22 protein-coding genes and 3 pseudogenes are annotated in these 21,606 nt (G+C 68.8%); 14 read left to right on the top strand and 11 right to left on the bottom strand.

The annotated features are described in order from the left end of the window. The first annotated feature begins 24 nt into the window (after nucleotides 1-24). A complete protein-coding gene (locus tag BMY35_RS07520) occupies nucleotides 25-417 on the top strand; it encodes an RT0821/Lpp0805 family surface protein (protein WP_093196489.1) in 393 nt (130 codons plus the stop codon). A 24-nt stretch (nucleotides 418-441) separates the two neighbouring features. Beyond that, nucleotides 442-1,398 carry a hypothetical protein gene (locus BMY35_RS07515; protein ID WP_093196487.1) on the top strand — a complete coding sequence of 319 codons (957 nt, stop codon included), beginning with the start codon at nucleotides 442-444 and terminating at the stop codon, nucleotides 1,396-1,398. 14 nt (nucleotides 1,399-1,412) lie between these two features. On the opposite strand, the gene BMY35_RS07510 is transcribed toward BMY35_RS07515, so the two are convergent. Next, nucleotides 1,413-2,675 (bottom strand): DUF4010 domain-containing protein, encoded by a 1,263-nt coding sequence (locus tag BMY35_RS07510; RefSeq protein WP_093197206.1) that lies wholly within the window; start codon nucleotides 2,673-2,675, stop codon nucleotides 1,413-1,415. Nucleotides 2,676-2,777: 102 nt separating this feature from the next. On the opposite strand from BMY35_RS07510, the gene BMY35_RS07505 reads away from it, so the two are divergent. The 4 genes from BMY35_RS07505 to BMY35_RS07490 all read left to right on the top strand — a co-directional run bounded on the left by BMY35_RS07505 (nucleotide 2,778) and on the right by BMY35_RS07490 (nucleotide 6,664). Then, nucleotides 2,778-3,815: a zinc-dependent alcohol dehydrogenase family protein gene (locus tag BMY35_RS07505; RefSeq protein WP_093196485.1), complete on the top strand. Its 1,038-nt coding sequence runs from the start codon at nucleotides 2,778-2,780 to the stop codon at nucleotides 3,813-3,815. Nucleotides 3,816-3,879: 64 nt separating this feature from the next. Then, complete coding sequence (locus BMY35_RS07500; protein ID WP_093196483.1) at nucleotides 3,880-4,110, top strand: hypothetical protein; 231 nt, start codon at nucleotides 3,880-3,882, stop codon at nucleotides 4,108-4,110. Between the two features lie 90 nt (nucleotides 4,111-4,200). Then, nucleotides 4,201-5,040, top strand: coding sequence for a universal stress protein (locus tag BMY35_RS07495; RefSeq protein WP_093196481.1), 840 nt, complete (start codon nucleotides 4,201-4,203; stop codon nucleotides 5,038-5,040). A 64-nt stretch (nucleotides 5,041-5,104) separates the two neighbouring features. After that, a complete protein-coding gene (locus tag BMY35_RS07490; RefSeq protein ID WP_093196479.1) occupies nucleotides 5,105-6,664 on the top strand; it encodes a bifunctional aminoglycoside phosphotransferase/ATP-binding protein in 1,560 nt (519 codons plus the stop codon). Between the two features lie 7 nt (nucleotides 6,665-6,671). Here BMY35_RS07490 and BMY35_RS07485 read toward each other — a convergent pair whose 3' ends face one another. Next, nucleotides 6,672-7,178, bottom strand: coding sequence for a universal stress protein (locus BMY35_RS07485; protein ID WP_093196477.1), 507 nt, complete (start codon nucleotides 7,176-7,178; stop codon nucleotides 6,672-6,674). A 165-nt stretch (nucleotides 7,179-7,343) separates the two neighbouring features. Between BMY35_RS07485 and BMY35_RS07480 the strand changes: the two genes are divergently transcribed. Next, the gene (locus tag BMY35_RS07480; protein ID WP_093196475.1) at nucleotides 7,344-7,928 is read left to right on the top strand and encodes a hemerythrin domain-containing protein; all 585 of its coding nucleotides are present in this window, start codon (nucleotides 7,344-7,346) and stop codon (nucleotides 7,926-7,928) included. Nucleotides 7,929-7,969: 41 nt separating this feature from the next. On the opposite strand, the gene BMY35_RS07475 is transcribed toward BMY35_RS07480, so the two are convergent. Genes BMY35_RS07475 through BMY35_RS07465 form a run of 3 tightly spaced genes read right to left on the bottom strand, consistent with a single transcriptional unit; the run spans nucleotide 7,970 to nucleotide 10,444 of the window. Next, a complete protein-coding gene (locus tag BMY35_RS07475) occupies nucleotides 7,970-8,344 on the bottom strand; it encodes a TraR/DksA family transcriptional regulator (RefSeq protein WP_093196473.1) in 375 nt (124 codons plus the stop codon). 56 nt (nucleotides 8,345-8,400) lie between these two features. After that, complete coding sequence (locus BMY35_RS07470; protein ID WP_093196471.1) at nucleotides 8,401-9,864, bottom strand: trypsin-like peptidase domain-containing protein; 1,464 nt, start codon at nucleotides 9,862-9,864, stop codon at nucleotides 8,401-8,403. A gap of 52 nt (nucleotides 9,865-9,916) precedes the next feature. Continuing rightward, a complete protein-coding gene (locus BMY35_RS07465; RefSeq protein ID WP_093196469.1) occupies nucleotides 9,917-10,444 on the bottom strand; it encodes a flavodoxin family protein in 528 nt (175 codons plus the stop codon). A 190-nt stretch (nucleotides 10,445-10,634) separates the two neighbouring features. Here BMY35_RS07465 and BMY35_RS07460 point away from each other — a divergent pair, with 190 nt between their 5' ends. From BMY35_RS07460 to BMY35_RS07445, 6 genes and pseudogenes are all read left to right on the top strand, one after another. Further along, on the top strand, nucleotides 10,635-11,057 hold the full coding sequence (locus BMY35_RS07460; RefSeq protein WP_093196468.1) for a universal stress protein: 423 nt from the start codon (nucleotides 10,635-10,637) through the stop codon (nucleotides 11,055-11,057). After that, nucleotides 11,058-11,708 (top strand): annotated as a pseudogene (locus BMY35_RS38715) (S1C family serine protease); the annotation flags it as partial. A 214-nt stretch (nucleotides 11,709-11,922) separates the two neighbouring features. Then, nucleotides 11,923-12,051 (top strand): annotated as a pseudogene (locus BMY35_RS38710) (PDZ domain-containing protein); the annotation flags it as partial. A 114-nt stretch (nucleotides 12,052-12,165) separates the two neighbouring features. Further along, nucleotides 12,166-12,498, top strand: a complete 333-nt coding sequence (locus tag BMY35_RS38705) for a PDZ domain-containing protein (protein WP_256228270.1) — start codon at nucleotides 12,166-12,168, stop codon at nucleotides 12,496-12,498. A 10-nt stretch (nucleotides 12,499-12,508) separates the two neighbouring features. Continuing rightward, entirely contained in the window at nucleotides 12,509-13,045 is a 537-nt protein-coding gene (locus BMY35_RS07450; RefSeq protein WP_093196466.1) for an NUDIX hydrolase, read from the top strand. Nucleotides 13,046-13,235: 190 nt separating this feature from the next. Next, complete coding sequence (locus BMY35_RS07445) at nucleotides 13,236-13,541, top strand: high-potential iron-sulfur protein (protein WP_176947386.1); 306 nt, start codon at nucleotides 13,236-13,238, stop codon at nucleotides 13,539-13,541. 244 nt (nucleotides 13,542-13,785) lie between these two features. On the opposite strand, the gene BMY35_RS07440 is transcribed toward BMY35_RS07445, so the two are convergent. From BMY35_RS07440 to BMY35_RS07420, 5 genes and pseudogenes are all read right to left on the bottom strand, one after another. Next, nucleotides 13,786-14,790, bottom strand: a complete 1,005-nt coding sequence (locus BMY35_RS07440; protein ID WP_371287142.1) for an alpha/beta hydrolase — start codon at nucleotides 14,788-14,790, stop codon at nucleotides 13,786-13,788. 151 nt (nucleotides 14,791-14,941) lie between these two features. After that, complete coding sequence (locus BMY35_RS07435) at nucleotides 14,942-16,018, bottom strand: alpha/beta hydrolase (RefSeq protein ID WP_176947387.1); 1,077 nt, start codon at nucleotides 16,016-16,018, stop codon at nucleotides 14,942-14,944. Then, a complete protein-coding gene (locus BMY35_RS07430) occupies nucleotides 16,015-17,217 on the bottom strand; it encodes a (R)-mandelonitrile lyase (protein WP_218152976.1) in 1,203 nt (400 codons plus the stop codon). The genes BMY35_RS07435 and BMY35_RS07430 overlap by 4 nt, the downstream gene beginning before the upstream one ends. Beyond that, nucleotides 17,214-18,652 (bottom strand): annotated as a pseudogene (locus tag BMY35_RS07425) (MFS transporter). Before BMY35_RS07425 ends, BMY35_RS07430 begins: the two are co-directional and overlap by 4 nt. A gap of 9 nt (nucleotides 18,653-18,661) precedes the next feature. Continuing rightward, on the bottom strand, nucleotides 18,662-19,513 hold the full coding sequence (locus BMY35_RS07420) for an aldo/keto reductase (protein WP_093196462.1): 852 nt from the start codon (nucleotides 19,511-19,513) through the stop codon (nucleotides 18,662-18,664). 125 nt (nucleotides 19,514-19,638) lie between these two features. Between BMY35_RS07420 and BMY35_RS07415 the strand changes: the two genes are divergently transcribed. After that, a complete protein-coding gene (locus BMY35_RS07415) occupies nucleotides 19,639-20,601 on the top strand; it encodes a LysR family transcriptional regulator (RefSeq protein WP_093196460.1) in 963 nt (320 codons plus the stop codon). 18 nt (nucleotides 20,602-20,619) lie between these two features. On the opposite strand, the gene BMY35_RS07410 is transcribed toward BMY35_RS07415, so the two are convergent. After that, the gene (locus BMY35_RS07410) at nucleotides 20,620-21,519 is read right to left on the bottom strand and encodes a LysR family transcriptional regulator (protein WP_093196458.1); all 900 of its coding nucleotides are present in this window, start codon (nucleotides 21,517-21,519) and stop codon (nucleotides 20,620-20,622) included. Between the last annotated feature and the right edge of the window lie 87 nt (nucleotides 21,520-21,606).

Raw genomic sequence — 21,606 nt, 5'->3', positions numbered from 1 at the left:
CGAGGCGGCGCCAAGGAGATGCGGATGAAGCTCGTGCCGGCTATTTGCGTTTCGTGTGCCGCGATGGCGATGGCGCTGGCCGGCTGCGCAGGCTTTTCCTCGCAGGCGCCGGCCGGCGGCACGCTCACCGGATCGCTGGCGGGTGCCGCGCCGGGCAGCGTGGCAGCCAGGGCGATGGACGACGGCGACCGCCGCCGCGCCGCGAGCGCACTGGAGACCCTGGCGAACGGCGAGTCGTCGGCCTGGCGCAATCGCGAGACCGGAGACAGCTTCGTGTTCACTCCCACGAGCAGCGTCGAGCGACGCGGCGAACGGTGCCGCGACTTCAGGCTCGAAGTGGTCGCCGGCGGGCGGCCCGACAGCATCGGCGGCAGCGCCTGCCGGCAGCCCGATGGTTCCTGGCGCATCCCGGGCTGAGGCCCGGCAGTCCGGAGTCCGGCCATGATCCGGCGGTTCGACGTCTGCAACGGCGATGCCGACGGGCTTTGCGCCGCGGTGCAATGGCGGCTGCACGATCCCGGCCAGGCCGAGCTGGTGACGGGGCTCAAGCGCGACATCACGCTGCTCGGCCGAGTTCCCGCACGGGTGGGCGACGAGGTCAACGTGTTCGACATCTCGATGCAGCGCAACCGCGCCGACCTGATGCGCCTGCTCGAAGAGGGGGCGTGCGTGCGCTACTTCGACCACCACGCGGCCGGCGAGATGCCCTCGCATCCGCGCCTGGAAGCGCACATCGACGAGGCGAGCGACGTCTGCAGCAGCCTGCTGGTCGATCGCCACCTGGGCGGCGCGCATCGCGCCTGGGCGCTGGTCGGCATCTACGGCGACAACATGGGCACCGTGGCCGATGGGCTCGCGCTCGGCAGCGGCTTCGAGCCCGGCGACTGCGCAGGGCTGCGGCGGCTGGGCGTGTTGATCAACTACAACGCCTACGGCGACCATGAACGGGACGTCTGCATCGCGCCCAGGCTGCTGTTCCCGCTGATGGCGCGCTATCGGGACCCGCGCGACATGCTGGCGCACGAGAGCATCGTCGACGAGATCGATGCGCTGCGCCGTGACGACCTGCGCAAGGCCTCCAGCGCCGCCACGCTCTGGCATGGGCCCCGTGGCAGCGTGCGCGTGCTGCCCGATTCGCCCTGGAGCCGGCGCGTGATGGGCTGCCTTGCCAACGAGCTGGCCAACGCGGAGCCCGAGCTGGCCCATGCGGTGTTGAAGGTGGAGGGCGACGGCTATGTCGCGAGCGTGCGTGCGCCGCTGGTGCTTCCGGGCGGCGCCCACGCGCTGTGCAGCCGCTTCGGCGGCGCCGGCCGTTCGCGCGCCGCCGGCATCGACCGGTTGCCACGCGGGGAGCTGTCGCGCTTCGTCGAGGCGTTCGCCAAGACGTCCTGGGGCTGACGGCGTCTCGCTGCTCAATGCAGCAACCGGAAACCGGCAGCCGCAATCCAGCCGCACGCCAGGCTCGCGGCCAGCGCGGCTGCCACGCGCAGGGCGTAGACCCGGCCACCGGTCGCCAGCGCCACGGCGCAGCGTGTGAGCGTGTTGGTTCCGACTGCCAGCAGCATGCCCCGGACGAAGTGATCCGTCGACAGCGTGCCCGCCGCATGCAGCGAGGCGAGCGAGGCCACGGGTGCATGCGCGTCGGCCAATGCGGCGAGCGCGATGCCGATCCGCAGGCCGGTGTCGCCGAAGTACCGCTGGGCCGAGCCCACCAGCAACGCGACCAGAGCCAGGGCAACGGCGATGGCCAGCGCTTCGCGGGGACGCAGCGCGCTGCGCGTGCTGGCCGGCGCTTCGAAGGGCACCGGCGGCGGAGCGGACCGCAGCGGCAGCAGGCCCACGGCCCCTGCGCCCGCCGCACCGGCAAGGGCCACGGGCAATAGCGCGAGACCGGCCCGCGGCGACAGCGCGAAAGTCATCGTCAGGGCCAGTGCCCACGTGGCCACGGCCGACAGGCCCGCGGCGCCGGCCAGCAGGCCCGCGTGCTGCGGCTGCTCGCGTGCACGGTTGCCGAACGAGGCCACGGTGGCCGTGCTCGACACGAACCCGGACGCGAAGCCCAGGCCCAGCAGGCCGCCGCGCGCGCCCAGCCAGCGCACCGCGGCCTGGCCCGCGGCCTGTATCGCCATGATCAGCAGCACCATCGCCGCCAGAGGCCGTGCCGCGATGCCACCGAGCATCTCGATGGGGTGCGCGGGAATCAGCGGCAGCGCGATCAGGGCGAGCGCCGCCAGCAGCACGCCGTCGTGCAGCTCCTGCTCGCTGAGCAGCTCCGTCGCGAAGCGGTGCAGCCGGCGCCTTGCAGCCAGCAGCAGCGCGAGGCCGGTTCCGCAGGCCGCGCCGAGCGACGGCGACATGACGCACAGCACACCGATCAGATAGGTGGCGAACAGGGAGATCTCGGTGGTCATGCCCGGGTCGGGCGAGCGGCTCTTCCAGTGCGACACGGCTGCCAGCGTGGCGACGAGCGCTGCTCCGATGGGAACGAGCGCCGCAACGGGCAAGGTCTGCGCAATCGCACCGGCCAGCGCCACGATGGCGAAAGTGCGCAGGCCGGCGGCCGCCCGGCGGTCGCCGTCGCCCTTGCGGCGCTCGCGCTCGATGCCGACCACCAGCCCGATGCCCAGTGCCACGGCCAGCCCGACAATCGCCGACGAAGGACTGAGGTTGTTCATGCAACCAGTGTCCCCGGCGGCCATGTCGCGTCAAGGCTGTCCCGGGCCGATTCCTTGCGCTAGCTCAAGGGCGGGCAACGCAGGCGCGCATAACGTGTGGGCATGAAAGCACTCGTATACCAGGGCCCCGGTCTCAAGTCGCTCGAGGACCGTCCCATGCCCGGGATCCAGGCGTCGGGCGACGCCATCGTGCGCATCCTGAAGACGACCATCTGCGGCACGGACCTGCACATCCTCAAGGGCGATGTGCCCAGCTGCGCGCCAGGCCGAATCCTGGGGCACGAGGGCGTGGGCGTGGTCGAGAGCGTCGGCGCGGCCGTGAGCGCATTCCGTCCTGGCGATCACGTGCTGATCTCGTGCATCTCCTCGTGCGGCAAGTGCGAGAGCTGCCGCCGCGGCATGTATTCGCACTGCGCGAGCGGCGGCTGGATCCTGGGCAACACCATCGACGGCACGCAGGCGGAGTACGTACGCATCCCGCATGCGGACACCAGCCTCTACCCGGTGCCGCCCGGCGCGGACGAAGAGGCGCTGGTGATGCTCAGCGACATCCTGCCGACCGGCTTCGAGTGCGGCGTGCTCAACGGCAAGGTCGCGCCCGGCAGTACCGTGGCCATCGTGGGCGCCGGGCCGATCGGCCTGGCCACGCTGCTCACGGCGCAGTTCTATTCGCCGTCGCAGGTCATCCTGATCGACCTGGACGACGGCCGGCTCGAGGTCGCGCGCCGCTTCGGCGCGACGCACACCATCAACAGCACCGACGGACGGGCGGCCGAGGCAGTGCTCGCATTGACCGGCGGCCGGGGCGTCGACGTGTCGATCGAGGCCGTGGGCATACCGGCTACCTTCGTGCTGTGCCAGGACATCGTGGCACCCGGCGGCATCATCGCGAACATCGGTGTCCATGGACACCCGGCAGACCTTCACCTGGAGCGGCTGTGGTCGCAGAACGTCGCGATCACCACGCGCCTGGTCGACACCGTCTCGACGCCCATGCTGCTGAAGACGGTGCAGTCGCGCAAGGTGGACCCGGCACGGCTGATCACGCACCGCTTCAAGCTCGACCGCGTCCTGGACGCCTACGACACCTTCGCGCGCGCGGCGCAGACGCACGCGCTCAAGGTGATCATCGAGGCGTAGTGGCGCCGATGAAGAGCACAGGAAGCACACCCCTTGTGGATCCCCGACCCTGGAGACGCTTCGCATGACCAACGATTCCTTCTCGACAATTCCGGCGACACCGGAGCCCCTGGGCGCCCGATACCTTCAGGCGGCGACGAGCTGGCAGATGGCCGTCGCCAGGAGCGTCCTGCTGGCGCAGTTGGGGCAGTGGGAAATCCTCGCAGCTTGGTGGCGCGGAACAGCCGCCGCACAGCACGAGCTGGTGGACCAATGGATCTGCCGCTTCGGCGGCGGCGTGCCGCTGGACGGCTAGGCGGGCGAGCATCCACCCGGCATTCGCCCAACATCCATCCGATCTCGATTCCTGCGCCGGGACGCGGCGCGCCACCCTGCGGGGCCATCCATGAACTTCAGAACCATCCTCGTCCACCTGGACCCATCGACCCGCTGCCCCGAGCGCGCCGCGTTGGCGGCACGGTGGGCGCGTTCGCACGAGAGCCACCTCACCGGGTTGATTCCCACGGGCCTCTACGACGGCGTGATTCCCGCCAGTGCCATCGCCACGGGCATGACCGACTACATCGCCGAGTCCGCCGACTACCTGCGCCGGCGCGCCGAGGGCATCGCGCGGGAGTTCCGGCAGGGCATCGCCGCGTCCGGGCCGCTGTCGTACGAGGTGCAACTGGTCGACGGCCTCACGGTGGACGCCGTTGTGCGTCACGGGCACGCGAGCGACCTGGTGGTGATCGGGCAGAGCGACGGCTCGAACCGTGGGGACACCACCGTGCACGGCCTCGCCGAGCAGGTGCTGATGGACGTGGGCCGGCCGGTGCTGGTCGTTCCGTCCGTGGGCGAGTTCTCCGGCGTGCCGAAGGGCGTCGTCGTGGCCTGGGACGGCTCGCGCGAGGCGGCGGTGGCGATGCATGCGGCATTGCCGGCGTTGCGCGGCGCGCGAGTCACGCTCTTGTCGCTGCGCCATCCGCGCGACGAGGAAGACGCGCAGCGGCTGCTGCTGCCCGACATGATCCAGTTCCTGCTGCGCCACGGCGCGCAGGCGCGCGCGGAGTCGGAAGTGACCGAGACAGGCATCGCCGATGCGCTGCTGTCGAGGGTCGCCGACCTGGGCGCCGAGCTGCTGGTGATGGGCGGCTACGGCCATTCGCGCCTGCGCGAGCGGATACTGGGGGGCGTGACGCAGCAGATCCTTGCGCAGATGACGGTGCCGGTCCTGATCGCGCATTGAGCCGCGCCGGGCGCGGATGGCGCCAACTCGTCCTTTCGTCCTTTCGCCACTTCCCTGTGCCCTCATGGACACCACGCTCCTCGACGCCTTGCGCAATGAACTCCAGCGAGAAACAGGGCAACCCGTGGCGCTGGTGGAGACGCACATCTCCTGGGTACTGCTGACGCATGCGCTGGCCGTCAAACTCAAGAAGCCGGTGCGCCTGCCGTTCGTGGATTTCGGCAGCGTCGAGGCCCGCAAGCACTTCTGCGAGGAGGAGCTCCGACTGAACCGGCGCTTTGCCCCATCGCTGTACATCGACGTGGCGCCGGTCTGCGGCACGCGCGAGGCGCCGCGCATCGCAGGCCAGGGAGAGCCGATCGACCATGTGGTGCGCATGCGGCGCTTTGCCGAGTCCTCGCTTCTGCGCAACCTGCTGGTCGCGGACGCGCTGCAGCCGGCACTGCTCGACGGCTTCGCGCAGCGGCTGGCGTCGCTGCACCGGGAGGCGGAGCGGGCAGCACCGCTGTCGGGCTTCGGAAGTCCCGACCTGATCGCTCGCACGGCGACCGACGTGCTGGCCGCGTTGCAGGCGCATGCGCAGGCACGCGAGGGCGACGGCTGCGTCGTCGCCCTCGCCGAGCTGGGCAGATGGATCGGCGAGCAGGGCGATGCGTTGCGCATGGCCTGGATCGCCCGCCAGCAGGGCGGCGCGGTGCGCGAATGCCACGGCGACCTGCACACGGCCAACGTGGTGCTGGTCGACGGCGCGCTCGCGCCCTTCGACTGCATCGAGTTCGATCCGGCGCTGCGCTGGATCGACGTCATGAGCGACGTCGCCTTCCTCACCATGGACCTGAAGGCCCATGGCCGCGGCGACCTCGCGGCGCGCTTCCTGGATGCATGGCTGCAGCACGTCGGCGACTATCCGGGGCTGCAGGTCTTGCGCTTCTACGAGGTCTACAGGGCCCTGGTGCGGGCCATGGCCTCGGGGTTGGGGCCGGCGGCGGCTGCCGCAGGAGGCCCCCGCCCCGACTACCTGGCGTGCGCGACACGGCTGATGGCGCAACCTGAAGGGGGAGCCCGCCTGATGATCGCGCACGGCCTCTCTGGTTCGGGAAAGTCCAGCGTCGCACTGCGGCTGCTGTGCGCCACCGGTGCCGTGCGCGTGCGCTCGGACGTGGAGCGCAAGCGCCTGTACGGCCTGGCCCCGCTGGCGCGCTCGGCCGCACACGGGCTCGATATCTACGGCAGCGATGCCACCAGGAAGACCTTCGAAAGGCTGCATGCGTGCACCCGCGACGCGCTGCTGGCGGGCTATCCGGTGATCGTGGATGCGGCCTTCCTGCGCGCTGCCGAGCGGCGCAGCTTCGAGGCCCTGGCTACGGAGTTGCGCGTGCCTTTCACGATCCTGGACTGCAGCGCCTCGCCGGCCACGCTGCGCCGCCGCGTAGCCGAAAGGGACGCGACCGGTGCGGATGCATCCGAAGCCGGGCCCGTGGTGCTGGAGCGCCAGCTGGCGTGGCACGAACCGCTGGAGGCCGACGAACGGGCGGCGGCCATCGAGGTCTCCACGGAAGAGCCGGTGGACATGGCCCTGCTCGCAGCCCGCTGGCTCGCAGCGACCGTAGAGGGGCCGCGCTGATTGCCCGTCACTGGCTGGCCAGCTCTCCGCTCGGCAGGGTGAAGCGCTCATGCTCCGTCTTCGCGCTCTCGGGTGCGCGCACCAGCAGCACCGGCACGGGCGACATGCGCAGGATGTGCTCCGCGCTGCTGCCCATGACCCAGCGGCCGATGCCCCTGCGGCCGTGGGTGCCGATGACGATCAGGTCGGCCTTCCAGGCCTGTGCCGCGGCGATGACCTGGTCGTGAACGGTGCCCTTGAGGCTGTCGAGCAGCACGATGTCGGCCTCGACGCCTTCGGCCGAAGCCTTGGAGCGCGCGTCCTCGAGGAGCTTCCCGGCGTTGCCGCGCAGCTCCTCGAGCCAGTTGCCCGCGTAGCCCGCATACGCATCCATCGCCAGGGCGAAAGACAGCTCGTCGATGACATGCGCCACTCGCAGGCACCCGCCCGTGAGCTTCGCGAGCTGGATGGCCTCGGCCAGGCCGCGGGCGGACGTGGAACTGCCGTCGATGGGAACAAGAATTCGCTGGTACATGGCACGACTCCGGTCTGTTGATTGGATCGGTCCAGTATCCGGAGAGGAAGCGCGCGCGGCTTGACATTGATCAAGCCCGCAACCCGCGGCCGGCCCGGGTTTGATCTGGAGCAAGCCCGCTCGCCATGAAAGAGCGACCCTCGGGGCATGCACAGGAAGACCTACATGCCCCACGCCACCATCCGCATCATCCGCCAGGAGCACGCCGCGCTCGCCGCCATGCTGCGCTCCATCGTCATGCTGCTCGAGCAGCACCGCAAGAAGGGCACGCTGCCCGACTTCGCGACGCTCAGGGCCATGCTCTTCTACGTGGACGAGTTTCCCGAGAAGCGCCATCACCGCAAGGAAACGGAGCTGCTGTTCCCGAAGCTGCGCGCCAGGACGCCGATCTCGCGCGACCTGCTCGACAAGCTCGACGGCGACCATGCCAAGGGCGAGCGCAGGATCCGCAACGTGGAGCACGCGCTGCTCGCGTTCGAGATGCTCGGCGAATCGAGGCGCGAGGATTTCGAGCGCACGGTGGGGGAGTACGTCGACTTCTACCTGGACCACATGGCGCAGGAGGAGCGGGAGATCCTGCCATTGGCCGAGCGCGTGCTGACCGAGGACGACTGGCGGGAACTGGACGAGGCCTTCGCGCAGAACCGCGACCCGATGACCGGGCATGTGCCGGACCTCGAGTACAACGCGCTCTTCACGCGCATCGTCAACATCGTTCCGGCACCCATCGGGCTGGGGCCGGCCCTGTAGGCCGGCGCGGCCTCGGGGGCGGCTTTCCGGCTCCGGTGGCTTCAGCGCCGGTGGTGGGCTTCCATCGCCGTCTGGCAGGCCGCGCAGCGAATGGCCGTGGGCTGGGCGAACAGCCGGGTGCGTGGAATCTCCGCGCGGCAGTCTTCGCAGACCCCGTAGCGTCCGTCCGAAAGGCGTGCGAGCGCGAGTTCGATTTCCTCCAGCCTGGTGCGGTCGATCTCGATCTCGGCCAGGTGCACGTCGGCGGCGCGTTCGGTCTCGGCTTCGTCGGCATGCGTGGTGACTTCGCGGTCGGCCCCTGCCGAGAGGAGTTCGGCCGTGGGGGCCGAGGCGCGGAGTTCTTCCAGAACCTGCCGCTTCATCAGTTCGAGCTGCTGGCCGAGTGCGCGGCGGTCTGCGGTGTCGAGGTGTCTCATGGCGTGTTGTCCTTGCGATGGGGAAACTGCTGGTGGGTGTCGTTTTCGCTTGCCGATCAGGAGCGGCCTCGGCGCGAGGCCGGAAGCCGGATTGCCACGTAGGCGAGCCGTTGGTCGCGCATCACCAGCAGCGCCACGGTGTTTCCCGCCGGCACCCGGCCCAGGGCCCGCCTGAAGTCGTCCGCGCGGTACAGCCTGGTGGTGTTCAGGGCAACGACCACGTCGCCTGCACGAATGCCTTCGCTGCGCGCGAGGCCCTCGGCCTCGCGCACCATCAGCCCGCTTTCCATGCGCAGCTGCAGTCGCTGCGCGGGGGAGATGTCGGCCAGGCTCAGGCCCAGGCCGTCCTTCCACTCGGCTGGCGCGGCCGCGAAGGTCGTCGCTGCGGAGGCCGGCTGGGCCGTCAGCGTCGCCTGCAGGATGCGCGCGGCGCCTTCACGCCACACCTCGAGCCGCAGGCGGCTGCCGGGAGGGCGTTGCGTGATCTGCCGCGGAAGATCGATGAAGCGCGCGAGCGGCTTGCGGTCCAGGGCCAGCACGGCGTCGCCCTGCGCCAGGCCGGCCGCCTCCGCCGGGCTGCCGGCCTCGACGCGCACGACCAGCGCCCCCGTGGCCGCCGGCAGGCCGAACGACTGTGCCAGCGCGGGTGTCATTTCCTGGAACTCCGCGCCGAGGTAGGACCGTCGCACCGTGCCGTGCGCCTGCAGCTCGTCGGCGATGCGCATCGACAGGTTGATCGGTACCGCGAACGAAAGGCCCATGTAGCCGCCGCTGCCGCTGTAGATCATCGAGTTGATGCCCACGACTTCGCCCCGGCTGTTGAACAGGGGGCTGCCCGAGCTGCCCGGGTTGATGGCGACATCGGTCTGGATGAACGGGATCTCGCCCGCGCCGCCCATCACGCGGTCGATGGCGCTGACCACGCCCGCCGTCACGCTGCCATGGAAGCCGAAGGGCGAGCTGATGGCGGCCACCCAGTCGCCGGGGCCGAGCGTCGAGGAATCGCCGATGACGGCCACCGGCAGGGCCGTCGCGTCGATCTTCAGCAGGCCCACGTCGGTGCGCCTGTCGACGCCCACCACGCGCGCGGTGAAGCGGCGGCCGTCGTCGAGCCGGACCTGGACCTCGTCGATGTTCGTGACCACGTGGGCGCTCGTGAGGATCAGCCCGTCGTCGCGGATGATCACGCCCGAGGCGAGGTCGCGGATCTGGCTGATTCGTGCGCTCGCCGGCAGGGGCCAGGCCAGCCGGTCGGCGAAGTCGCGCTCCGGTGCTATCTCGAGCTCGATGTCCTGCGGGTTCTCGTCGCGCCCGACGCGCAGCGTGGCGATGTCGACCACCGATGCGCCGCGGCTTGCGACCAGCGATGAAAAGCCAGGCGGTGGCGTCGGCCCTGCACTTCCGGCCGTGACCGGGGGCGCCGGAGTCGGCGTGGACCCCGGCGCGGCGCAGGCGCCGAGCAGGCAGGCGCCGGCGACGAGTGCACAGGCGAAGCGAGCGGTGAGGGCGGTGCGGTGCATCGCACCAGCCTGGAGCAGAGGAACGGTCACGTCGATCCCGGTTGCGGCGTTCTCAGATCGACTGCGGCGACAGCGTGGCCGGGCGGGCCACTGCCTGCGGGTTCCTGGCGTTTCCGACGGCCGTGCCGAAGGCCTGCAGTCGCGCGGCACAGCTGCCGTCGTCGACCTCGCGCATCGTGACGGAGGAACTCAGGATGGGAGCGCGGCCCAGGATGTCGGCGATCTCGGCCGCCGCGTTCGGTGCCCCCTGGCCTCCCATGACCGAGAGCACGGCGATGTCGGGCAGCCTGCCGCGCTGGCGGGCGACGAAGCTGCGCATGGGGCCGGCGAGCCTCAGCATCCAGATCGGCGAGACGAGCACCACTGCGTCGAAGTCGCCGGGAGGAGGGCCGTCGTAGCCGATGGCGGGCTGGCGGCGAAGGATGGAATCGAGCACGCAGCGCAGGCTGCCCATGGCGCCGCTGCGGGGACGCACCTCGGTGACGGTCGCGAGCTGCCAGTTCTGCTGGCTGCACAGGAGTTCCGCGACCCGGCGCGAAGTGCCGGTGTAGGAATAGACGATCACAAGGACGTTGTTCATGGCTGCCTCTGCTGGGTTGATGGCAACCAATGTAGGCAGCGCAGGGCGGCACGGGCTTGCGCTGCATCAAGGGCCGCCCACGGCGTGCCGGCGCGCCGCGGGCCTTCGATCCTTGATGCAGCGCAAGGCCCGGGGCCGGGGGCGCGAGGACCATCGGGGCACCGGGACATATCCCGCCGAAGGAACCATCATGAAAATCCTGCTCGCCGTGGACGGCAGCGACTACACGACCCGCATGCTCTCCTACCTGGCCAGGCACAAGGAGTGGGCGAACGCGGGCCATGCCTTCACGGTCTTCCATGTGGTGCTGCCCGTGCCGCATCGCGCCGCTGCCTTCGCGGGGCCGGAGATCGTGCACGGCTACTACGAGGACGATGCGCGCATCGTGCTCGAACCCGTGCGTGCACTGCTGGCCGGCAGCGGCATCGAGGCGCGCTTCGAGCACCGGATCGGGCACCCCGCGGAGGAGATCGCCGCGTTCGCGCAGAAGGGCCAGTTCGATCTCGTGATCATGGGCTCGCGGGGACATGGCGCCCTGACGAACCTGGTGCTGGGCTCGGTCGCCACCAAGGTGCTGGCCGCGTGCACGGTGCCCATCCTGCTGGTGCGCTGAATGAGCGCCGCGACCGTCGCGAAAGGCTTGATCGTCGCTGCCGTCGCCGCATTCGTGCTGACGGGCCAGACGAGTGCGTGGTCGCAGGCGCGATCGTGCCTGGAGCGCGGGAGGCCGCAGTCGCAGGCGGTCGATTTCGCGGCGGCCGCGGCGCGGCAGTCGCCCGCGGTGGTGAGCATCATGGTCACGGAGAACGGCGGCGAGCGGCCGGTTGCCGGCGACACGCGGCCCTCGACGCCGTGGGAAAGGGGCTGGGGGCGCGGCTTCGCGTCGGGGTTCATCGTGGACAGCGACGGATACATCCTGACCAGTGCGCATGCGGTGAGCGGCGCCCGGTCGATCTCCATCGCCACCGCCGACCAGCGCCGCTTCGATGCCGAAGTGGTGGGGACCGACCGTCTCTCCGACGTGGCCCTGCTGAAAGTTGCCGCCACGGGCCTGCCGGTCGTCGTCCTCGGCCGCGGCAGCGAACTGTGCCCGGGCGAGTGGGTCGCAGCGATGGGTGCCCCGTTCGGCTTCGAGCGCAGCGTGACCGCGGGCGTGGTGAGCGCCAATCCGCGCTACGTGCCCGGGGGAAGCGGGGTGCCGCTGATACAGACCGACGTCGCGCTGAATCCAGGCAACTCGGGTGGGCCGCTCTTCGACGAACGGGGTGAGGTGGTGGGCCTGAACTCGATGATCTATTCCCCCGGCGGCGGGTACTTCGGCGTGTCGTTCAGCCTGCCCATCGACACGGCGATGCAGGTCGCGGACCAGCTTCGCACTGCCGGGTACGTGAGGCGAGGGCACATCGGCGCGCGCACCCAGCCGCTGACCGCCGAACTGGCGCCGGCCTTCGGCCTCGGCGCCGCGCTGGGGCGCGCTGGTGGTGCGGGTCGACGCGGACAGCCCGGCCGCGGAAGCGGGGCTTCGCAGCGGCGACGTGGTGCTGGCCGTCGGGGGCGATGTCGCTATGAGCTACGCCGACATCCAGAATCGCGTGGCGGCAGCGCGCAAGGGCAGCCGGATTGCGCTGAAGATCTGGCGCCACAGGGCTGCGTTGACGGTGCAGGTGGGCGTGGCGGAAAACCAGCCGGACGTCAGGCCTCGGCCGGCCGGGCCTGCCGTCATGCAGGAAACGCGTTTCGGGCTTGAGCTCGCGCAGCGCAAGGGCGTGCTCGGCATCAGCCTGCCGCCGCCCGGGCTCTACGTGCAATCGGTGTCGGGCTCGGCCCAGCTTGCGGGGCTGCGTTATGGCGACATGCTGGTCGCGGTCAACGACGTGGAAGTGGCCGACCTCGCGGACTTCGACGCGGCGATACGGACCGTCCGCGACAGCGACACTGTCGCGCTGCTGGTCGTGCGCGGGTCGGCAAGAAGCTACGTGCCGATCCTTCCGCGCAGCTCGCCGCATGCCCCGATTGCACGGCACGCGAGCGACGGCGCAGTGTCGACCCCCTGAGGCTCTCGCGATGGAAAGATCGATCAGCTGCGGCGTTCTCGTGCTCGATCCGGCGGGCCGGCTGCTGCTCTGCCATGCGAGCGACAGCCGGTACTGGGACATCCCCAAGGGCATCCGGGAAGGGCAGGAGCAGGGCGCACAGGCTGCCGCGCGCGAGGCGTTCGAGGAGTGCGGCCTGCGGCTGTTGCCCGCGCAGCTGAGGGAGATCGGACTTCTTCCCTATCGCAGGGGCAAGGATCTCTGGCTCTTTGCGGTGCTGGTGCGTCATTTCGAGGCGAAGTCCTGCGTCTGCTCCAGCTTCTATACGGATCGCCACGGGCGACGGCGTCCCGAGGTGGACGGATTCCGCTGGGCCGCATTCGAACAGTTGCCGCAGCTTTGCGCACCCAGCCTTGTCGCGGTACTGACGCAGGCGCTTTCGCTGGCCGGCATCCACGGGCAGTTGTCGTACGAAGTCGGGCCCGTCGATGCGGCGCCCGGATCACCTCCCGGCCCTTGCGCAATTGATCTTGCGCAAGGCCGCGTACAGCCGCTCATTCAAGAATGACCGCAGGCTCCATCAATTACCTGTCACGAGGCTCCAATGAACATCACGTTGAACACAGCTCTGCAAGTTCTCGGGTTCTGCATCGCGACACTCCTGGCAACCGGTGTTCTCGTACTGGCAGGTCTGAGCGAGCGCAATGCAGCGCCGGAGAACTCGGCGCCCATCTCACACACACGATGAAAGATCCACGATGAAATCCGATCGTCGCATTTTCATGCTGACGCTTGCAGCGACGGGGGCGGTCGCTTGCGCTTCCAGTTCGTTTGCGCAGGCACTGCTAGATGAAAAGGACCCGCAGGCCGCAGCCCTCGGATATGTCGCAGACTCGGCCAAGGCCGACGCAAGGAAATACCCGAAGCACGACAACGCGCAGCTGTGCAACGGCTGCGCACTCTGGCAATCCAAGCCAACGGAGGCGCAGGGAAATTGCGCGCTGTTCGCGGGGAAACAGGTGAGTGCCAAAGGCTGGTGCAGCGCCTGGGCCAGGAAGGGCTAGCACACGAGCACTCAAGTATGGGCTGCGCACTTGAGCGGATGCTTCCCTCGGACCGTCGGACTCTCCGAAGCGTTGACTCTTGCTTTCTTCAGCACTTCAAGGCCACAGCGACGAGAAGGGCCGAGCGCCAGCCGGAGAGTTCACCCGGATAAGAAATGCGATCGAAAAGAGTCCGACGGGCCGGCGGAAAGATGGCCCCCTGAGGTGCCAGGGGAGCCATGCGGCCCTCATTCGCCGCCGGTCGTCAGAGGTTCTTGGCGTAGAACGGCGCCAGCTTGCCAACCACGGTGTCCACATACCTGGGAACCCAGTAGGTCTCGATGTGCGTGGCGCCCTCGACCTTGAACAGTTCCTTGCTCTTCGCACCCGTCGCCTTCGCAAACGCTTCCTCGGTCATGTAGAGACTGTCGGCCTTGCTGCCGGCAATCATCAGCAGCGGCTGCTCTATCAGTTCGATCTGGTCGGTCGCGTCCCAACGCATCAGGTCCAGCAGGCTGCTCGTGGTGTACCTGAAGGTGGAGCCGGGATGGGCGTGCGTCCGCCAGTAGTACTCGTAGCCCTGACGGTACATCTCGAAGGGCAGTGCAGCGATCTGCGCGTCGGTCATGTCGGCATCGCCTGAGTAAAGAGGCGTTCCCCCTGCCATTTGCCGGGCGCGCGCGTCGGAAGCCTGCCTGAGGCGCTGCTGGATCGTGGCAAGTTGCGAATCGGCGAAGCCGTTGCGACGAACGCGCCCCGAATTGAACATGCTGAGCGTCGCGACCGACTTGAATCGCTTGTCGGTCTTTGCCGCGGACAGCGAATAGCCGCCACCGCCGCAGATCCCCAGCAGGCCGAGACGTTCGGCATCGACGCCCGGATAGGCGGTGATGAAGTCCGCCATGCCATGGATGTCCTCGATGCGGTTCGCCGGCTTGTCCACCGAACGCGGCTGCCCGCCGCTTCCGCCCTGGTATGCGGCATCGGCGGCAATGGTGACGTAGCCCGACTCCGCCAGCCGCTGCGCATACAGGCCGGCCGTCTGCTCCTTCACGCCGCCGTTCGGGTGCGCGACGACGACCGCGGCGTACTTCTTCTTCGGATCGAAGTTCGCAGGCGTGTAGACGTTGGCGACGATGTCCAGGCCGTCGAGCTTGTACTTCACCGGGTGGATGTTGACCTTGCCGGGTTCGTTGGCCGTGATGGCGCCGTCGTACACCAGCGTGAAGGGATTCTTCCTGTAGTCGGCAGCGACTGCGGAAAGGGGCATGGTCATTGCGGAGACTCCAGCGGTTGCGATCGAGAGGACGAGCGCAGAGGTTCCGAGGAACTCGCGCCTCTTTTCGTCGACGGTTTCGTGATTCATTCAAACTCCAGTTCTTCATGCAGCCTCGCCGCACCGTGCGGCTGGGCAAGAGCAATCAATCCAGCTTCTTCTCGGCCAGAAACTTCGACACCAGGTCGGCAATCTCGACGTTGTTCAGATCGGACATCAGGAAGTGGGTGTTGCCGCGAACCCCGATCTCCGGGAGATGCACCAGGCGTGCATCGCCGCCGTGCCTGTTGATGGCGTCCACCCAGAGCCGTGCCATGGCCAGCCGCACGCGCCAGTTGTCTTGGCCGCGCTCCGGGGTCGGCTCCACGGGGAAGTTGTCGCCGTAGTAGATGACGATGGGAATGCGGGTGAGCTTCTCGAACTCCGCCTGCGACACCGCCTCGGGCGTCAGCGTGCCGGCAGCGCTGGGCATTGCCGGCGGCAATTCGCCCTGCGGAAAGATGAAGCCGCTGCCAGGTTCGAACGCGACGATGGCCTTGACGTTGGGGCTCCTGATCGCCGTCAGCCAGCCTGGCCCACCGCCCTGGGAGTGCGTGAACAGGATCGCCGGGCCGGTCTTCGCGAACAGTGCCGACATGGCGTCGGAAATCACGGCGGCGTCGTAGGGGCCGGTGTTGGGCGTGACCGAGCGGAAGAACTGCTCCAGGGTCTCCGGCTTGCGGTCGAACTGCGCGTTGTCGAAGTAGCTCGGCCATTTGCCGATACGGAACTGGTCGAAGAACAGCTGATCGTTGGGCGTCGGCTCGATCGTTGTCGGGATGGTGCTGTTGCCGGCGCGCCCGCGGCGCGGCTGATCGACCAGATACACCGGGAAGCCGCGGCGCAGGAACAAGGTCTGGAATCCCTCGCGGCCGTCCGAGGTGCTCTCCCAGCTGCGTGCCGACTGGAAGGCGCCGTGCAGCATCACGATGGGCAACGCCTTCGGGTTCTGCGGGACTTGATAGAAGGCGTAGAGATGATCGCCGTGGAAGCTCTGGCCCGCGGCAGCCGGCTTGTTGTTGTCGTAGCTGCCGGGAGTCTTCAGGACCGTGCCGCCGACGGCGAAGCTCCCCTGGGCCTGGATCGTCAGCGGGCCCGAGACGTTGCCGCGATGCATGGCACAACCGGTCAGCAGGCACGTCGTGGCGATGCTTGCGCTCAACAGGGTGCGGATGGCGCTCATGTTCCATCCTTCGATGCGGCAGCAAGTGCCTGCACGAGCGCTTCGTTCGCGCGACCGGCGACTTCGGGACCGACCCCGTCGGCCAGCGCTTGTGTCAGTTGCCGCAACTGCGCGGCGCTCAAGCCCACGCGCAGACTCGCCCGCATATGCGAGCGCAACTGCGCCTGCGCGCCCGGAGTTGCAGCGAGCGCGCCGACAGTGGCCAGCTCGCGGCTTTGCCAGTCGAGGTTGTCGCGCTCGAAGATGTCGCCGAACAAGTGAGCTTGCAGGAACTGGTTGATGACGGGCGCGAACTCGAACACGGCGCCCTGAACCGGCCCGCCGGAAATCTCGGTCTGGTTCGCCCGTCCCACCGAGACCAGTTCATTGCCCGCGGCAACCACCCGAGCGGCTTCCCGGCCCCACGCGTCGTGAATGCCTCGCTGCTTGCGCGCCTCCACGACCTTCAGCAGTTCGCCAAGCGCGTTGAGGCTTCTGGGGAAACCCGCGTAGGCATACAGCTGCACCAGGACTTCCTTGGCCTCGCTGATGGTCAACCCCGCATCCAGGCCGCGATTCAACGCGGCGTTGAGCCTGGGCATGTCGCTGGTTGCAGTGAACGCGGCAATCAGCGGAAGGGCTTGTTGCCTGGCGGACAGCGTTTCGGACCGGGGATATGCACGTGCCGCCGCCCGTGGCGTGTCGCCGGCGGCAGCACCAATACCGGCGCTGGCCAGGGCGGCCCGGTAGTCCTGATCGGAGACCTTGTCCTGCCAGGTCACCGAGATGCCATCTTCCTTCTCCGCGATGGCGACATGGGTCATCGCGCCGTCGGGGCCGGCACCATGCCAGTGGCGCACATTGGCGGGAATGGTGACGACGTCGCCGGGACGGATGGCCTGGGCGGCTTGCCCCTGCTGCTGCACCATGCCCAGCCCGGCCGTGACGATCAGCGTCTGTCCCAGCGGGTGGGTGTGCCATGCCGTGCGAGACCCCGCCTCGAAGCTCACCGTTGCGCCGCTGGCTCTTCCGGGCGGCAGCGCCTGGAACGGCGAGCTGATGCGCGCGATGCCGGTGAAGTTCTCCGTTGCGCCTGTGGCGACCGGCGAGGACGACGCCCTGCGCACCTCCACGACCGGCGGCGCGACGGCATCGGCGGGAGCCTGCGCTCCGGCGGCAGCTGCCGCGCCGCTGATGGCCATGCAAAGCAGTGATTTCACGAGAGCGCCTCCTGTGGCTTTGGTTGAGCGCCGCGGCGCGGCAAGACGATGAAGGCCCAGGACACGAGCAGCGCCAGCCCGAGCAGCAAGGCGCCTGTGTTCATGACCGCTGAAATCCGGTGGGCAAGAGCCGCGGCACTGTCGTGTGCGGCGGGGGGCGCCGCGCTCGCGAAGACGAGCACCAGCAAGCCCAGCCCCAGGGCCCCGCCCAGCTGATGTGCGACGTTGACCATTCCCGATGCCGCACCGGCGTCTTCTGGAGCGACCCCCGCCACGCCTGCAGCGGTCAGCGGTGCCAGCAGCAGGCCCTGGCCCAGGCCGATGAGGAGCATAGGTGGCGCAACGTGCATCCAGTAGCTCGAGTGGGCATCGGCCAGCCCCAGCCACAGCAGGCCAAGGACACCCAGCAGCAAGCCCACGAGAAGCAGCTTCTCGTTGCCGAAGCGCCGGGCCAGCCTGGGAACGGCCATGGCCGAAGCGAAGTTGGGCAGCGTGACGGGCAGGAAAGCGAGGCCTGCCTGCAGGGGCCGCAGGTGCAGCACGCCCTGCAGGAACTGCGTGGAGAAGAACCAGAAGCCGACGGCACCGCCAAGGAAGAGCATGCGGGCGAGATAGGCACCCGCGCGTGCGCGGCTCGCCAGCAGGCGCAGGGGCAGGATCGGCTGGCGGACGCGGCGCTCGATCCACACGAATGTGGCAATCATCAGGACCCCGCCGACCAGTGCTGCCTGTGCCCGGCGTCGGCCCATCCAGCGTCGGCCGCGCGCACCAGCCCGTAGACCAGCGCCGTCATTCCCAGGGTGGAGCTGACCGCTCCGCCCAGGTCGAAACGGCCTGCCTGCCTTGGCGTCTCCGAGATGTGCCGGCAGGCCGCGACGATCAGCAGCAGGCCGATGGGCAGGTTGATGAAGAAGCCGGCGCGCCACGAAACCAGGTCTGCGAACAGGCCTCCCAGCACCAGTCCCAGCGTGGCCCCCACGCCGGCCGCCGCGGCGTACATGGACAGGGCGCGGTTGCGCGCGGGGCCTTCGGCGAAATGCGTCGACAGCAGCGCCAGGGTCGAAGGGGCCAGGACGGCGGCACCGGCGCCCTGGATGGCGCGGGCCGTGAGCAGCCAGGCTGCCGACGGGGCCACGCCGATCGCCAGCGATGCCAGCGTGAACAACGAGAGCCCGACGACGAACATGCGCCGTCGGCCCATGATGTCGCCCGCGCGCGCGCCCAGCAACAGCAGGCCGCCGAAGGCCAGGGTGTAGGCATTGGTCACCCACGAAAGCTGTGCGGCACTGAAGCCGAGGCTTGCCTGGATGCGAGGCAGGCCCGTGATGACGATGGAGATGTCCACCACGATCATCAGGTAGCTGGCCACGATGATCGCCAGCACGGTGCCGGCCTTCCGGCCCGGCAGAGGGGTGGGGGTGTCGACGACGTTCATGGCCCTTGCTCAGATGTCCAGCTTGCGTTCGGACATCCACTTGACGATGGCCGGATCGCGGTGCGAGAAGAAGCTGCTCGTGTCGGTGTCGAGCGCCTCGATGCGAGCCATGTCCGTGTCGTCGAGCGCGAAGTCGAAGATGGCGATGTTCTCGGCCATGCGTTCCTTGCGCACCGACTTCGCCAGGGCGACGACACCTCTTTGCACCAGCCACCGCAGCACGACCTGCCCGACCGACTTGCCGTACCGCTCGGCAATGGCCAGCAGCGCCTCGTTCTGGAAGAGGCCGTTGCGCCCTTCGGCGAACGGAGCCCAGGCTTCGGCCTGAACGCCGATGTCGTTCATGAAGGGGATGCTTTCCAGCTGCTGCTGGAAAGGGTTCACTTCGATCTGGTTGACTGCCGGCGCGATCTCGTTGAACGCCTTGATGTCCATCAGGCGGTCCGGGTGGAAGTTGCTGACGCCGATGGCGCGCAGCTTGCCGGCACGGCAGGCCTCTTCCATGGCGCGCCATGAACCGTGGACGTCACCGAAGGGCTGGTGGATCAGGTAGAGGTCCAGGTAGTCGAGTTGCAACCGGCGCAGGGACTTCTCGATGGCCTGCCGGGTGCGTTCGTAGCCGGTCTCCTGGACCCAGAGCTTGCTGGTGACGAAGAGCTGTTCGCGCGCGATGCCGCTGGAGCGCAACCCTTTGCCTACCGCCTCTTCGTTCATGTAGGAGGCGGCGGTGTCGATCAGCCGGTAGCCTGCTTCGATGGCGTCGACGACGCTGCGCTGGCACTCGTCGGCGTCCGCAATCTGGAAGACGCCGTAGCCGACGATGGGCATCCGGAGTCCGTTGTTCAGGGTGACGTGTTGCATGAGTGGCTGCCTTCGATAGTTCGCTGGGTCGAACTTTAGGTAGGCCACTGGCATCTGAATAGTGACATCCAGGTTGATTGATTGGCATCCGAATGATGACAATGCCGCGGAAGAGGAACCCCTTCATGGCAATCAACGAACTTCGGTCCATCACGACCTTCATCAAGGCGGCGGAGCTGGGCAGCCTGCGCAAGGCGGCGCTCGCGCTGGGCATCAGCCCCCAGGCGGCGAGCAAGGCGCTGGCCCAGCTGGAGGCGCATCTGGATGCGCGCCTGTTCCATCGCACGACGCGCGTGATGTCGCTGACCGATGCGGGGCAACGTCTGTTCGAAGACGTGCAGCCTTCGGTGCTGGGGATGCAGCGGGCGCTGCAGACGGCCAGGACCGCGAAGGACGAGTTCGCCGGCCCCCTCCGGATCACGGGGCCGCGCACGACGTTCCAGCCGATTCTCTGGCGTCTGGTGGAGGAGTTCTGCGACCTGCATCCGGGCATACAGCCCGACGTGCTGCTGGAGGACCGGATCGGCAACTGGGTGGAGGACCGTGTCGACGTGGGTTTCCGGCTCGGGCCGTCACCCCATGAAGGGGTCATCGCGCGGCGGCTGTTTCCCGTGCAGTTGCCGATCTGCGGGGCACCGTCGTACTTCCAGCGGCACGGCGTGCCGGACTCCCTGGCTGACCTCGCCTCGCACCGCTGCAGCGCCTATCGGCATCCGAGCACGGGGAAGGTTCTTCCATGGCGCGTGAGGATCGGCGACCAGGCTGCCGACCAGCCCGTCGTGCCGGCGATCTGCAGCAACGACGAGTTGTTCGAACTGCAGGCCGTCCTGGCGGGCAAGGTGCTCGGCCAGCTCGCAGGCGTTACGGCCGCGCCCTATATCCGCTCGGGCCAGCTGGTTCCTGTACTCGTCGACCACATGCCCAACTACGCCAACTACTTCGTGTACTTCGGCAGCAGGTCTTCGCAGCCGATGCGCGCACGCGCGTTCATCGACCTTGCGGTCCAGCGACTCGGCGATCGCTCGGAGTACGTGCTCACCGAGAGGGAGCTGCAGGCCGGCCGGCGGCGAGCGCGCACCGGCAGGTGATGCGCGAGTCGCATTGCCCTAGGCCGCGAGTCCCAGCGACGGCAGGTTCTCGGCCGCGAAATCCGCGAACAGTTTCGCGCGGGCGAAGCTGCCCCGGGCCGAGGGCCACACCGCGTGAACCGGAGTCTTCGGTGACTCGAACTCCGTCAGCACCAGCTCGACACCGCCGCCGTCGAGCAGATGGCGGATCTGCCACAGCGGCGTGAAGCAGAGTCCCAGGCCGCCGGTGGCCGCCGCATAGAGCGCGGCCGTGTTGTCGGACCTGAAGCGCCCAGACACCTTCACACGCCGCAGCCGGCCTTCGATGGTGAACGGCCAGTTGGCATCGTTGCCGTGCGTCGTGCGCACCAGGCACTGGTGTTCGGCCAGGTCCTCGGGTCGTTGCGGGCGGCCGTGTCGCTCGAAGTAGCCGGTCGCACCGAACACCACGAGCCGCAGTTCGCCGAGCCGCCGAGCCGCCAGTTCGGAGTCGGGCAGTTCGCCGATGCGGATCGCGAGATCGATGTCGCCCTCGATCAGGTCGACGAAGCGGTCGGAGGCGGTGAGCTCCACCTCCATGCCCGGATAGCGCTGCATGAACGCGCCGATCAGCGGCACCACGAAGGCCGGCGCGAACTGCACGGGCGCGGCCACGCGCAGCAGGCCGCGGGGCGCGCTCGACTGGCTGCTCGCGTCCTCCGCGGCCGCGTCGAATTCCGCCAGCGCGGCCTGTACGCGCCGGTGGTAGGCCAGGCCTACCTCGGTGGTGGACGACTGCCGCGTGGTCCGCCGGATCAGCTGCACGCCGAGGCTTCGCTCGAGCTCGTTCAGCGAGCGGTTGATGGACTGCACCGAGCGCCCCAGCTGGCGCGCCGCCGCGCTCTGGCTGCCGAGCTCGACGATGGCGACGAAGGCGCGGATGTCCTGAATCTGGTCCATGGATTCTTCCGATCTGGATGAAGGTCTTTGGCGGCGGCCGCGCATTCACGCGCGCCGGGTCCGTTCGTATCTTTGGGACACCGCGGC

Source organism: Variovorax sp. YR750 (genome assembly GCF_900109805.1).
In the GTDB taxonomy this organism is placed as follows: Bacteria; Pseudomonadota; Gammaproteobacteria; order Burkholderiales; family Burkholderiaceae_C; genus Variovorax; species Variovorax gossypii.
This window is presented reverse-complemented; position numbering and strand designations above follow the sequence as displayed.

Bases quoted from the DNA above. Each gene is read 5' to 3' on its own strand.
- BMY35_RS07520 (WP_093196489.1), top strand. From the start codon at position 25: ATGAAGCTCGTGCCGGCTATTTGCGTTTCGTGTGCCGCGATGGCGATG.
- BMY35_RS07515 (WP_093196487.1), top strand. From the start codon at position 442: ATGATCCGGCGGTTCGACGTCTGCAACGGCGATGCCGACGGGCTTTGC.
- BMY35_RS07510 (WP_093197206.1), bottom strand. From the start codon at position 2,675: ATGAACAACCTCAGTCCTTCGTCGGCGATTGTCGGGCTGGCCGTGGCA.
- BMY35_RS07505 (WP_093196485.1), top strand. From the start codon at position 2,778: ATGAAAGCACTCGTATACCAGGGCCCCGGTCTCAAGTCGCTCGAGGAC.
- BMY35_RS07500 (WP_093196483.1), top strand. From the start codon at position 3,880: ATGACCAACGATTCCTTCTCGACAATTCCGGCGACACCGGAGCCCCTG.
- BMY35_RS07495 (WP_093196481.1), top strand. From the start codon at position 4,201: ATGAACTTCAGAACCATCCTCGTCCACCTGGACCCATCGACCCGCTGC.
- BMY35_RS07490 (WP_093196479.1), top strand. From the start codon at position 5,105: ATGGACACCACGCTCCTCGACGCCTTGCGCAATGAACTCCAGCGAGAA.
- BMY35_RS07485 (WP_093196477.1), bottom strand. From the start codon at position 7,178: ATGTACCAGCGAATTCTTGTTCCCATCGACGGCAGTTCCACGTCCGCC.
- BMY35_RS07480 (WP_093196475.1), top strand. From the start codon at position 7,344: ATGCCCCACGCCACCATCCGCATCATCCGCCAGGAGCACGCCGCGCTC.
- BMY35_RS07475 (WP_093196473.1), bottom strand. From the start codon at position 8,344: ATGAGACACCTCGACACCGCAGACCGCCGCGCACTCGGCCAGCAGCTC.
- BMY35_RS07470 (WP_093196471.1), bottom strand. From the start codon at position 9,864: ATGCACCGCACCGCCCTCACCGCTCGCTTCGCCTGTGCACTCGTCGCC.
- BMY35_RS07465 (WP_093196469.1), bottom strand. From the start codon at position 10,444: ATGAACAACGTCCTTGTGATCGTCTATTCCTACACCGGCACTTCGCGC.
- BMY35_RS07460 (WP_093196468.1), top strand. From the start codon at position 10,635: ATGAAAATCCTGCTCGCCGTGGACGGCAGCGACTACACGACCCGCATG.
- BMY35_RS38705 (WP_256228270.1), top strand. From the start codon at position 12,166: ATGCAGGAAACGCGTTTCGGGCTTGAGCTCGCGCAGCGCAAGGGCGTG.
- BMY35_RS07450 (WP_093196466.1), top strand. From the start codon at position 12,509: ATGGAAAGATCGATCAGCTGCGGCGTTCTCGTGCTCGATCCGGCGGGC.
- BMY35_RS07445 (WP_176947386.1), top strand. From the start codon at position 13,236: ATGAAATCCGATCGTCGCATTTTCATGCTGACGCTTGCAGCGACGGGG.
- BMY35_RS07440 (WP_371287142.1), bottom strand. From the start codon at position 14,790: ATGCCCCTTTCCGCAGTCGCTGCCGACTACAGGAAGAATCCCTTCACG.
- BMY35_RS07435 (WP_176947387.1), bottom strand. From the start codon at position 16,018: ATGAGCGCCATCCGCACCCTGTTGAGCGCAAGCATCGCCACGACGTGC.
- BMY35_RS07420 (WP_093196462.1), bottom strand. From the start codon at position 19,513: ATGCAACACGTCACCCTGAACAACGGACTCCGGATGCCCATCGTCGGC.
- BMY35_RS07415 (WP_093196460.1), top strand. From the start codon at position 19,639: ATGGCAATCAACGAACTTCGGTCCATCACGACCTTCATCAAGGCGGCG.
- BMY35_RS07410 (WP_093196458.1), bottom strand. From the start codon at position 21,519: ATGGACCAGATTCAGGACATCCGCGCCTTCGTCGCCATCGTCGAGCTC.